The 11,506-nt window shown below is 61.8% G+C and carries 9 protein-coding genes; 2 read left to right on the top strand and 7 right to left on the bottom strand.

The window, feature by feature from the left end; translation table 11 throughout:
• Positions 1–138: 138 nt before the first annotated feature.
• From PCA10_RS31180 to PCA10_RS17575, 3 genes are all read right to left on the bottom strand, one after another.
• Positions 139–981: a LysR family substrate-binding domain-containing protein gene (locus tag PCA10_RS31180; protein WP_016493420.1), complete on the bottom strand. Its 843-nt coding sequence runs from the start codon at positions 979–981 to the stop codon at positions 139–141.
• A gap of 530 nt (positions 982–1,511) precedes the next feature.
• Positions 1,512–2,777, bottom strand: a complete 1,266-nt coding sequence (locus PCA10_RS17580) for a type II toxin-antitoxin system HipA family toxin (protein ID WP_016493418.1) — start codon at positions 2,775–2,777, stop codon at positions 1,512–1,514.
• On the bottom strand, positions 2,770–3,297 hold the full coding sequence (locus tag PCA10_RS17575) for a helix-turn-helix domain-containing protein (protein ID WP_016493417.1): 528 nt from the start codon (positions 3,295–3,297) through the stop codon (positions 2,770–2,772). The genes PCA10_RS17580 and PCA10_RS17575 overlap by 8 nt, the downstream gene beginning before the upstream one ends.
• A gap of 222 nt (positions 3,298–3,519) precedes the next feature.
• Here PCA10_RS17575 and PCA10_RS17565 point away from each other — a divergent pair.
• A protein-coding gene (locus PCA10_RS17565) for an IS3 family transposase (RefSeq protein WP_144276949.1) occupies positions 3,520–4,670 on the top strand; the annotation gives its coding sequence in 2 pieces (ribosomal slippage) (positions 3,520–3,757 and positions 3,757–4,670; 1,152 coding nt in all).
• 601 nt (positions 4,671–5,271) lie between these two features.
• A complete protein-coding gene (locus PCA10_RS17560) occupies positions 5,272–7,236 on the top strand; it encodes an alkyl/aryl-sulfatase (protein WP_016493416.1) in 1,965 nt (654 codons plus the stop codon).
• A 116-nt stretch (positions 7,237–7,352) separates the two neighbouring features.
• On the opposite strand, the gene PCA10_RS17555 is transcribed toward PCA10_RS17560, so the two are convergent.
• The 4 genes from PCA10_RS17555 to PCA10_RS17540 all read right to left on the bottom strand — a co-directional run bounded on the left by PCA10_RS17555 (position 7,353) and on the right by PCA10_RS17540 (position 11,209).
• The gene (locus tag PCA10_RS17555; RefSeq protein ID WP_016493415.1) at positions 7,353–7,667 is read right to left on the bottom strand and encodes a DUF202 domain-containing protein; all 315 of its coding nucleotides are present in this window, start codon (positions 7,665–7,667) and stop codon (positions 7,353–7,355) included.
• The gene (locus PCA10_RS17550) at positions 7,660–8,043 is read right to left on the bottom strand and encodes a YidH family protein (RefSeq protein WP_016493414.1); all 384 of its coding nucleotides are present in this window, start codon (positions 8,041–8,043) and stop codon (positions 7,660–7,662) included. The genes PCA10_RS17555 and PCA10_RS17550 overlap by 8 nt, the downstream gene beginning before the upstream one ends.
• A gap of 63 nt (positions 8,044–8,106) precedes the next feature.
• Positions 8,107–9,474: a DUF1329 domain-containing protein gene (locus PCA10_RS17545; protein ID WP_016493413.1), complete on the bottom strand. Its 1,368-nt coding sequence runs from the start codon at positions 9,472–9,474 to the stop codon at positions 8,107–8,109.
• A 13-nt stretch (positions 9,475–9,487) separates the two neighbouring features.
• A complete protein-coding gene (locus tag PCA10_RS17540) occupies positions 9,488–11,209 on the bottom strand; it encodes a DUF1302 domain-containing protein (protein ID WP_016493412.1) in 1,722 nt (573 codons plus the stop codon).
• Positions 11,210–11,506 lie beyond the last annotated feature (297 nt).

Raw genomic sequence — 11,506 nt, 5'->3', positions numbered from 1 at the left:
CCCCTCTGTAAGCCTGTTGATGAGGTACGGTGCATGGAATGACAGCACCTTTCGCATTACCTACTAGTGTGCGCGTGGCTCGGTGCGTCATTACGATGGCGGGACTTCAAACGCGCTCCTAATCGATGCCTTGGTTCATTAGGCAATCTCTTCTGCTCGGGACTGATCGGATAGCACTCCTCGATTCTCTGTCGGACTTACCCGGTCGAAAAACCTAGCCAGTTGCTCGGCTGGTTCGCCTTTGCGTCGTATCGGGTAGGTGGTTAGCATCGCGGGGCAGCCGGCCAGCGGTCGGGCAACGACCTCCGGGTTGTTGAGTTCGGTGATACGCGCCAGGCTGGAGAAGCCCAGACCATACCCGGCAGCCACCAGCGCCATCATCAGGTCCAGGGTAGGGACTCGGTCAGCGATGGTCAGCCGTGCATCCACTGTTCCTAGCACACGCTGCAGTTGTCTCCAGAAGCCTTCGCAGACTTGCGGATCGCAGAGCACCAGGGGATAGCGGATCACCTCGTCGAGCGGCACGTGCCGGTAGGTCAGCAGGGGATGGCGGGCAGGTATTGTCACTACCAATGGGTCGAACCAGATCGGTTTGGCCACCAGATCCTCGCCGACCTCCGCCGACTGACCAAGCCCGATATCGTCCTTGCCGTGCAGGACGATGTGCGTGTGGGGGTTGTCGGTGTTCCAATGATCGACCGCCACCCAGTCGAGGCGGGTGCCCAAGTCAGCCTCCATCCGACTCATCAGATGGCGAGTGTCGGTCCGCAGGTCATCGAGCTGCTCGGCATCCTCGGGCGAGACGATGAAACGGAACTGGTGTCGGTCTTCCCGGCCGCGCGCCTCGAAGGCTTCCACGTCGGCCTGGTCGGTCAGTGGACCATAGGCCTTGCCGGGATTGCCCTCGCGACTCACGCCGTCGCGCTCGATGTAGCGCAGATGGCTGAGGGTCGAGCGCTTGCCGGCCCGGCGCAGGTTCACCAGGCGCGTTTTGATGGTGACCCGACGAGCATTGTGCGACTGCTGATGCGTACTGAAGCGCGTGGCAACATGGCCGCGACCGAGGCCGGAGCCGGGCTGCTAGACTGCCTTCCCGACCTTCCCACTACCAGCCTTGTTGGCCTGTCGCAGCACCTGGTTGATGAAGGCCTGTCCGCGTTGCTTCGGTTTCCCAGGTTTGGGGCGAAAGCGTTGACGGCTTTCTGCAAAACCGGAAAGCCGCATCGGCGGATTTCCGTAAATCCGTAAAAGCGTACATCCGCTTCCCCACACATCCGTACATCCGTAAATACGGATCGGCGGATTTGGGCAAAGACTTAAGTCCATAACGGTCTGAATCAGCCACCCCACAGGGCGACTGCTTCGGGCGGGCCGCCTGGTGCCGGAACCGGTGCCCACAGCTCACACTACTTGTTCCAGAACACATGCACCTGCCCGAAGCCTGTCTCCAGGCTGAACAGGTCGCCGCCGATCTCCATGGGTGGTAGTCGGCATCCAGTGGTGATCTGGATCTACTCGGCGAGGCGAAATGCCGAGGCCATTCTTTCCTGTTCTTTCGCGCTGATGCCCAACTTTTTGGCCGCAGGTCGCCAGAGCAGTCGGACCTTCGCGCGAAAGTCTTCGATGATTTCCAGGGCTTCCTGCTGCTTGAGCCGGAAGTAGCCGGCAACAGAAAAAGCCAAGTCCAGGTCGAGAGCGTTGTCGGACTCCGAGACGTTCAGCTTTAGCCCGTCGGAGTAGGGCACCGGATTCATATCGTAGGCGGCGGAGAGCTGCCATCCCTTGCCCGGGACGAGGATAAAACCATGGTTGCGCAAGTGGTCATCCGTGTTGCTGACCAGCATGTTGAAAACGATGCGCTTCCATAGCTCCTGAAGATCAGCCCCTGGCGTGGCTCCGTGCCGTATCAGCACTTCGGCGATTTCCAGGTAGCTGGCGCCGGTTGAGTGGTCATCGCCATCCACGTGTTCCGTCATGGTCATGGCGGAGGCGAAGTGCAACCGCTCGCCTGTGGTGGTGCGGTCGAAGCGCTTGACCATGAAGCAGTGATGGTTGCTGGCATATTTCCCTGCGGTGGCTTCCGCCACGCGCAAGCCGCAGGCGTTGGCCAGGATATTGACCACCATTTCCCAGGCGCCGACATCGTGTTCGTCGTTGTTGCTGGGGAACTTGGCGATCCACAAGCTGTTGTCCGAATCTACCACGCTGGCTTTGGGCCGGGCGCCACCCAGTGAGCCGCCCGGGGCTATCAGCATCTTCAACCAGTCTCTGCCGTCGCTCATGTCCTCGCCCTGTTCGAAGCGCCTGGAGGCCTCCTCAAGCTCGCGCATACTGGTCATGGGCGGTGCCGCCATGTCGTGGTGGTCATCCAGGAAAGGTCCATCCACATCCGTCTTGAAGCGTATGGCTCCTGCTCGGAAGCTATCGTGGACACCCAGCAGATAGTCGGACTCGAATAGCTTCGAGCCCTCTGCTGCAGCTCCAGCTCGTGCATCCCGTTCATGTCTACGCCGCATCAGCAAACGCCCCCAGCGGTCAGGCGAGGCGTCGGCGAAGATACCGAAGGTGACGGCGCCCTGGGCGGAGAACTGGCGCCCTGCGAATGGCTGGAGCCGTGGATCAAGCAGCGCTTGTTGCGCCAGGCCAGCCAATGCCGCGTCGGCGAATTCGAACTCGAACCGCTCAGTACCGCGTGTGCGCTGGCAATGCAGGGTACCCAGACTCTGCGGGCCATCGAGTCCCGCCCAATCCGCGAAGACCAGGATCTGGCTAGCCATTGAGTTCCTCCATCAGCTGAGCTGCCAGGTCGGCGCCGGTAACGACTTTTTTCCGGGCTGATTTGGCATGGGAGGGGGCTTGCTCAACGGTCTTGGAACGTTTCGTGGCAGGACGCTGGGGCTCACTGGCTGTCGACTTGATCAGCTCTCCCGCAGCCGGTTTTGAGGCGCTTCGTTGAGAAGTGGGCTGGCGTGGCGGGGCCAGCTTGTTCTTGCTGGCAGTCGTCCTCGACGGTGACAGGGCTGCATCCTGCAGGTGGCGGCCAAGCTCGTCATGCGAAGCTACCTGAGCAATGTCTTTTTCCAGCCCCAGGACCTGCAGCACGGCCATGTAGGCACCAAGGGTCACACCGGCGCTGCCTTGCTCAAGAGACCTGAGGGTCGGCAGAGACATGCCGGCCCGCTCGGCCATTTGCTTGGCAGTGATCTTGCGACGCTTGCGCGCAAGTATCAGACGCTCGCCAAGCTCTGCGAGCAGTCGATCAGATCCGGGCAGCAGTGGGGCGGTGCGCTTTGCCATTGGGAAATTATTCTTTCAGAAAAAGTCTGATGATGAAGGAATAATAGCACCTGCCCTCTCATTTTTCTCTCGGACAGGGTTCTAGGGTAAAATTATTACTTAACTTTTGCCAAAAAGATGAAGCAATATTTTCAATCTTTTGAAGGGTGAGAGGTCCCGGTGAATCGCCCCTAGTTTCGTAGACACCTCCAAGCCTCATAATGAGGCCCATTAGGAGGTGCCATGAGCAACCAGCGTTACCCCGAAGAATTCAAAATCGAAGCGGTCAAACAAGTGACCGAGCGCGGCCTCCCCGTAGCCGAGGTGGCAGCGCGGTTAGGCATGTCGGTGCATAGCCTGTATGCCTGGATCAAGCGCTACGGCAAGCCCCAGGCGCAGCGGCAGCAAGACGACGATCAGCAGGCCGAACTGCGTCGTCTGCGCGCCGAACTCAAGCGAGTGACCGAAGAGCGAGACATCCTAAAAAAGGCCGCCGCGTACTTTGCCAAGGAGTCCGGCTGAAGTACGCCTTCATCAGCAAGCTGTCGGTGGAGTACCCGGTTCGACGTCTCTGCCAGACCCTGAAAGTGCATCCCAGCGGTTACTACGCCTGGCTGACCGAGCCGAAATCCGTACGCGCCAAGGAAGATCAGCGCCTACTCGGGTTGATCAAACATGCCTGGCTGGAAAGCGGTGGGGTCTACGGCTATCGCAAGATTCACGACGACCTGCGTGAGCTGGGGGAGTCCTGTGGCCGGCACCGCGTGGCTCGCCTGATGCGAGGAGAAGGGCTGCGCTCACAGACCGGCTATCGGCGGCGCCCCGGCTATTACGGCGGCCGGCCAACGGTGGCTTCGCCCAATCGCCTGGAGCGGCAATTCAACGTTAGTGAACCGAACAAGGTCTGGGTCACCGACATCACCTACATCCGCACCTATGAAGGCTGGCTGTATTTGGCGGTGGTGCTGGATCTGTTTTCACGCCAGGTGATCGGCTGGTCGATGAAGCCACGGATGTGCAGCGACCTGGCTATCGATGCCCTGTTGATGGCGGTGTGGCGGCGCAAGCCCAAGCAGGAAGTGATGATCCACTCCGACCAGGGCAGCCAGTTCAGCAGCTCGGACTGGCAGAGCTTCCTCAAGGCCAACAACCTGATCAGCAGCATGAGTCGACGCGGTAACTGCCACGACAACGCGGTGGCGGAAAGCTTTTTCCAGTTGCTGAAGCGGGAACGCATCCGACGAAAAACCTACGGCACCCGCGAAGAAGCCCGGAGTGATGTGTTCGATTACATCGAGATGTTTTATAACCCCAAACGCCGGCACAGCAGCGCTATGCAGCTATCGCCAGTGGAGTTTGAAAAGCGTTATTTCCAGAGCTTGGAGAGTGTCTAGGAAAGCCGGGGCGATTCACGGAGCACACCGCCAGGGGCATTCATGAATGCTGCTTAGCGCCACGGCTGCTTCAGATCGAATCTTCCCGTATGCACAACGTGTCGCCGTTTTGGATTCTGGCGACCTGTTTAGTTTTCGTGTCGCTGGTGACGATAAGTCAGTGTCCGCTCAGCCCGGGACAGACCACGCCTTGGAAATGGCGGAGCAGACGGAAGTTTGACCATGCAATGCATAGCGACGGCCACCGCCAGTTCGTCGCTAACCGGCCGATTCTGTTGAAAAAGTCGGTGCCGTCTAGGTTCGCTCGTTCGTAGTCGAAAAATGTTCGATTGACGCGTTGCCGCGCGAAATCTGGAGCAGTTCGGCCCCGAGAATTGGCTCAGTTTTCAACGTAAGCCGCCTACTTTCTCGAGTAGAAATTGCAGAGGGACTTTTTCAACAGAATCGGCCAATAGCTGTAGCTCAGAGTTTCTATGGAAGCGGCCTGGGATATTGCAAATTGTTATAGCTGTCATGAGTCAGTGATATTGGCGACCTCGCTGGTCAGCTCATAGAGTCGGGCGCGATTCTTATATCTAACAAGACCAGATCGAGTCCTTTCATGCCCAGCTTCCGCCTCAGCGCCCTCGCCCTGGCGCTCATCGTTTCCTCTGCCCATGCAGAGGCGCCCGTCGCTGGCAAGCCCGCGACCGAGATCACCCGCGAACGCAACCAGGCCTGGTTGCAGCGCCTGCCGTTCAGTGACCGCGCCGACTTCGACAATGCCCGCCGTGGGCTGATCGAGCCGTTCACCGGGGTGGTCGAGAATGCCGAGGGCCAACCGGTGTGGAACCGCATGGCCTACAACTTCCTCGACGGCAACGATGCTCCGGCCAGCGTCAACCCGAGCCTGTGGCGCATGGCGCAGCTGAACAACATCGCTGGGCTGTTCGAGGTGCGCGAGCGCGTGTATCAGGTGCGCGGCCTGGACCTGTCGAACATGACCATCATCGAGGGCGACAGTGGCCTCATCCTCATCGACCCGCTGATCAGCACCGAGACCGCCCGAGCCGGGCTCGAGCTGTACTACAAGCATCGCCCGCGCAAGCCGGTTCTGGCGGTGATCTACAGCCATTCGCATGTCGATCATTTCGGCGGCGTGCGCGGGGTGATCAACGAGGCCGACGTCAAGGCCGGTAAGGTCCAGGTCATCGCCCCGGAGGGCTTCTACGAGCATGCGGTCAGCGAGAACGTGCTGGCCGGCCCGGCGATGATGCGTCGCGCCCAGTACATGTACGGCGCGCTGCTGCCGCGCGATGAGCGCGGTCAGGTCGACTCCGGCCTCGGCAAGGGCACACCGAGCAACGCCACTGTGACCCTGATCGCGCCCACAGTGCTGATCTCCAAGGCGCTAGAGACCCGCAGCATCGATGGCGTGGAGATCGAGTTCCAGCTCACCCCCGGCACCGAGGCTCCGGCCGAGATGAACATGTACTTCCCGCAGTTCAAGACTCTGTGCATGGCCGAGAACGCTACTCACACCCAGCACAACGTGCTGACCCTGCGCGGTGCTCTGGTGCGCGACTCCAAGGTCTGGGCGCACTACCTCGACAAGGCCCTGGTGCGTTATGGCGACAAGGCCGAGGTATTGTTCGCCCAGCACCACTGGCCGACCTGGGGTGGCAGCGAGATCCGCGACTACCTGGCCGACCAGCGTGACATGTACGCCTTCCTCGACAGCCAGACGCTGCGCCTGATCAATCAGGGGCTGACGCCGACCGAGATCGCCGCCCGGCTGGAGTCGCTGCCGCCGCGCTTGGCCAGCAAGTGGTACAGCCGCGACTACTACGGCTCGTTGAGCCACAACGTGCGCGCCGTGTACCAGCGCTACATGGGTTTCTACGATGGCAACCCGGCTAACCTCGACCCGCTGCCGCCAGAGGATGCCGGACGCCGCTACGTGGCAGCCATGGGCGGTGCCGAAGCGGTACTGCTGAACGCACGCCAGGCCTTCTCCGTCGGCGAGTACCGCTGGGCGGCGCAGCTGCTCAACCACCTGGTGTTCGCCGAGCCGAACAACGAGGCGGCACGCGAGCTGCAGGCCGATACCCTGGAACAGCTCGGCTACCAGAGCGAGAGCGCCACCTGGCGCAACGTCTACCTGAGCGGCGCGTTGGAGCTGCGCCAGGGTGTTACCGAGGCCCGTTCGCGCAACGGTGCACCGGACATGATCCGGGCGCTGACGCCGAGCATGTTTTTCGACTACCTGGCGGTACGCATCGATGCGATGAAGGCGGCCGACGAGGACCTGCTGATCAACTGGCGCTTCACCGATCTCGGCGAGGACTATGCCCTGACCCTGCGCAATGGCGTGTTAACCCAGCGCAAAGACTCGCGACATGCCCAGGCAGACATCAATGTGAGCATGACCAAGGCGCTGCTCGACCGCATCGCGCTGAAGGAAACCGGCTTCCTCAAGGAGGCCACCATCGGCGACATCGAGATCGAGGGCGGGCGGCTGAAACTGCTCAAGCTGCTCGGCGGCATGGACGAGCCGAACCCGCAGTTCAACTTGGTCAGCCCCTGAGTTCTGGTAAATCGACGCCCCGCACGACAGTCGACGTGCGGGGCGTTTTTGTTGGAGTGGGTAGCAGTGAGATAGCGACGAACAGATGTGAGCATCCGGCGGTGCATCACCGGGGGTCAGGTCGATATGACTCGCAGCAGGGCGCCGAACATCGCTTGCAGTGCCATGACCAGTAGCGCCAGGCCGGTGCCGAGCACACTGAACAGGCGGGCGTGGCCGCGTTCGACGCGTAGCATTGCCAGGCTGCGCCGATAGCGGCGGCCTTGGCCGAGCCACAGCAGTGCCACGCTGACGAGGGCGACCAGCGTTACCGCGAGGTCCTGCCCGCGCAGCGCCAGGCATGCGATCACCAACAGCGACAGCTGCGTGCGGCGCCAGGCCAGCTCGGTACGTTCGGCCTGCAGGCCAGGATCGCTCGAACCATCAGGCATGCCAGCGTGGCCAGAACAGACCCACCAGGATCAGCGCCGCCAGGCAGCAGCCGAGCGCCAGCAGGGGCACCAGCCCGGGCAGGGGCAGGGCGTGGCGATGGCGCAGGGCGCGCTCTACCGCCAGCCAGCGCAGGCAGGCGCCAACGCTGACCAGGATGCTCAATGCCAGCAGGCTCAGGGTGATACATAGCCGCAGCAGTGGCTCGAAGGCCTGGCCGGCGAAGGTCTCCACGGCAATGCCACCACCAAGCAGGGCCAGGGCCGTGCGCACCCAGGCCAGGAAGGTGCGCTCGTTGGCCAGGGTGAAGCGTGGGTCGGGTTCGTCACCGCCGAGCAGGCGCTGGCTCAGTGGTTTGCGGGGGAGGGGCGTGTGCATGGTGCTCCACAAACAAAAAAAGCGCCGCCGGACTCTGGAGCCGACGGCGCAAAGGGTTGGGGATCAGCGCAGGCCTTTGCTGCGCAGCGCGCCTGGCGAGTAATCGGAGGCACTGGCCTGGTAGGCGAAGTCGAACGGCTGGCGCTGTTCGTTGGTCAGCCCCGAGGCGATGTAGCGGCCGTTGTTGATGTCGTAGGTCACTTCCATGGCGTTGACCGCGGCCTTGCCCTGCGGATGGTAGAAGCTGTGCGCCTCGCCGATGCGCCACAGTTCACCGCGGCTGTCGTAGTGATCGGCCTCGAGGATCGCCCAGGTGTCTTCGTCGATGAAGTAATGACGCTTGCTGTAGATGTGGCGCATACCTGGCTTCAGTGTGGCGACCACTTCCCAGACACGATGCAGCTCGTAGCGGGTTGCGTCGGGGTTGACGTGGCCGGGCTTGATCAGCGTCTCGTAGCTCAGCTCGGGCGAGGCCAGACGGTAGCTGTTGTAGGGCACGTAGAGGGTCTTCTTGCCCACCAGTTGCCACTCGTAGCGGTCCGGCGCGCCGTTGAACATGTCGCGGCTGTCGGCGGTGCGCAGGCCGGCGGTGGTCGGCCCAGCGGTATCGTAGGCAATGCTCGGCGCGCGTCGCACGCGTCGTTGGCCGGCGCTATACAACCAGGACAGGCGCGGCTCGCTTACCTGGTCGACGGTCTCGTGCACCAACACCACTTCACCGACCATGCGCGAGGGTGCGGTGATCTTGTGGCTGTAGAAGTAGAGGATGTTGCGTGCCTCGTCCGCCGCCAGCCCCTTCACCGCGTCGCGCTGGGTGAAGTATTGCTGGGTGGTCATGATGGTGTAGCTGCCGTCCTTCTGCGGCGCTGCGCTGTCGGTGATCAGGCTGGAACTGGCGTTGCGGTTGCGCGTCAGGTGGTTCCATAGCACTTCCAGGCCATTCTTCGGGACGGGGAAGGCGACCACGCCGGCGAAGCCTTCCAGGCCGTTGCCCTCGTTGATCAGGCGGGTGGAACTGGCATTGCGTGCGGCTGCGGCGCCCACCTCGGTAGTCACACTGACTGAGCGATGACTCGGGTACACCGGCAAGCGGAAGCTGTCCGGGAAGCGCTGCAGCAGGGCGATCTGCCCCGGGCTCAGTTGCTCCCGGTACTGCTCGAAGTTGCTCGCGTCGATGTTGAACAGCGGTTGCTCGCCGGCGAATGGATCGAGCGGGGTGCCGTTGGCGGCGAACTTCATCTGGGTTTTCAGGCCGCCATCCCAGGCGGGGATCTTTCCATCGGCGCTGGCGCCGCGCTCGGCGCCGATCGGGGTCAGGCTGTTCTGCAGTTGCGCTGCTTCGTCGGCCGATACGGCCGCCAGGGCATTGCCGGTCAACAGAAGGGCGCAGAACAGGGCGCCGCCACGTACCAGGCTATGGTGCTGTTTCATGAGTGGGCTCCGCTTAGAAGTTGACGCCGAAGCTGATCGACACGTAGTCGCGGTCGCCGCGGGTGCCGTAGTCGCCGTCGATGAAGTCGGTGAACGCCAGGCTGGCGTTGTAGGTGTTGTTCAGCGAGGCATCGAGGCCGACGCTGATGGCCTTGGAGCCCTCGCTGAAGGCTGAACCTTCGCCCGGGCCATTGCCATCCACGTCGTGTTGCCAGGACAGGTTGGGGCGCAGGTCGATGCCGGCGACGGCGTTCGGGTAGCTCAGACTGGCGCGCGCGCGATAGCCCCAGGAGAAGCGGGTAAGGAAACCATCGTCGTTGCAGTATTCGGGTGTGCGCGAGATAGCTGCGCAGTTGCCGCTGGCCAGCACGCCATTGCCGTAGGTGCCGTTGCGCCCATAGCGTGGGCCATAGGTGCCTTCCAGGCCGCCGACCCAGGTGGCCGCTGCCTCACCTATCAGCATCAGTTGATCGGCGCCGAGTACCTGGGCGAACGAGTGGGTCGCGGTGACCTGAGCCTGGGTAACTTCCTTGCGCAGGTAGCCGTTGAACAGCGTGTTGGCCTCTGGCGTACGAATGCCTTCGGCGACCAATGGCGAACGGTTCGGATCATTGAGCAGCGACTGGATGACGTCGGTGCCGTTGAGCTGGATCGGCATGTTCGGCCGATAGCTGATCTCGCCTTGAAGCGCGGTGCCGGTATCCAGGTTGGTGGAGAACGACAGGCCGTACAGGTGGATGTCCTCGGGGTACTGCGCGACGTACTGCGAGGTACCCAGACGCAGGGCATTGTTGAGTGCGTTACCGAATACAGTGCTGTTGTAGTAAGGGCTGCTGATGGTGCCCATGTAGGGCAGGCGGCTGTGGTAGTTGGCAACGTAGGCGCCGAACTCGGTGTCCAGGTCGGCGGCGAACCAGCGCAGCGACACGCCCCACTGGCCGCTGTTGCGGGCGTCCTGATCCTTGCCGCGCGGGATGCGGATGCCTTCGTCGGTGAGGTTGACGCCATAGGGCGTCAGCGCCGCCACTGCCGCCGGCACGCCGGTCAGCACGCTGCCCACGTCGAGGCCGTCACAGCCATCGGCGAGGAAGTCGTTGCTGGAGAAGAAGGTGCCGCAGTTGTCGAGCTGGGTCTGTTCCCAGTCGAGCTGGTAGAAGAAGTCTCCGGAGACTGACTCGCTGAGGTTCTGCGAGACGTAGAACATGTTCACCGGCACCAGGCCTTCCTTCACCTCAGAGCCCGGGCGACGTAGTGCCGACAGGTTGAACGGGTTGACCACGTTGAGGCCGCCCTGGATGAAGGTGCTCTCGCCCCAGTTCACTACCTGTTTGCCGAGGCGTGCCGAACCCGGTTGCTCGGCGATGGCGTAGTTGTAGTAGGCGAAGGCGTCGAGCAGTTCGGTGCCGGTGGATTTTGCCGAACGCTTGCGGTTGTTGTCCTCGACGTTCTTGAAACGCTGGTCCTGGTCGCGCAGTACGTAGTCGTACCAGTAGCTGCCACGCAGGAATAAGCCCATATCGCCGTGGCGCAGCTCCAGGTCGTGGATGCCCTTGAATATGCCGGAGAAGGCATCGCCGGAACGGAAGTTGCGGCGACCGTCGTCGCCGGTAGCGCTGTTCAGTTGTTTCGGATCGGGGTTGGCCGTGGAGATGCTGGTGCCGATGGACAGTGCGGAATCCAGTTGGCCATCAATTGCGCCGAGTTGAAAATCGACCGCCTGGACGCTGCCGACCATGCAACTCAGGGGTAATAGAAAGTAAGGCGGTTTAAATAAGCCGTGCAGTCTTGACCTCATCACTCATTGTCCTCTTTGTTGTCGAGTGAGAATTGAATTTCACGCGCAGAGGACAACAAGTTGCGAAATGCACAGGCAATGGAAGGCCCGTCCCGCCTGGGGCGAGACAATATTCTTCGGCAGAATGGCAATTCGTACGGAGAGGGCTTTTTATTGGCGCTACTTATTGTTCTGCACTGTAATGTCGAGTTACGGATACTCCCTTCGCTCTAGTGTTTGGGGGATACTAGGGACCCT

The sequence above is a fragment of the Pseudomonas resinovorans NBRC 106553 genome (assembly GCF_000412695.1).
Taxonomy (GTDB): domain Bacteria; phylum Pseudomonadota; class Gammaproteobacteria; order Pseudomonadales; family Pseudomonadaceae; genus Metapseudomonas; species Metapseudomonas resinovorans_A.
The sequence above is the reverse complement of the archived record's forward strand: the minus strand, read 5'-3'. Positions and strand labels throughout refer to the sequence as shown.

Coding starts and splice junctions, on each gene's coding strand:
- PCA10_RS17540 (WP_016493412.1), bottom strand. CDS start 11,209: ATGGTCGGCAGCGTCCAGGCGGTCGATTTTCAACTCGGCGCAATTGAT.
- PCA10_RS17560 (WP_016493416.1), top strand. CDS start 5,272: ATGCCCAGCTTCCGCCTCAGCGCCCTCGCCCTGGCGCTCATCGTTTCC.
- PCA10_RS17555 (WP_016493415.1), bottom strand. CDS start 7,667: ATGCCTGATGGTTCGAGCGATCCTGGCCTGCAGGCCGAACGTACCGAG.
- PCA10_RS17545 (WP_016493413.1), bottom strand. CDS start 9,474: ATGAAACAGCACCATAGCCTGGTACGTGGCGGCGCCCTGTTCTGCGCC.
- PCA10_RS17575 (WP_016493417.1), bottom strand. CDS start 3,297: ATGGCAAAGCGCACCGCCCCACTGCTGCCCGGATCTGATCGACTGCTC.
- PCA10_RS17550 (WP_016493414.1), bottom strand. CDS start 8,043: ATGCACACGCCCCTCCCCCGCAAACCACTGAGCCAGCGCCTGCTCGGC.
- PCA10_RS17580 (WP_016493418.1), bottom strand. CDS start 2,777: ATGGCTAGCCAGATCCTGGTCTTCGCGGATTGGGCGGGACTCGATGGC.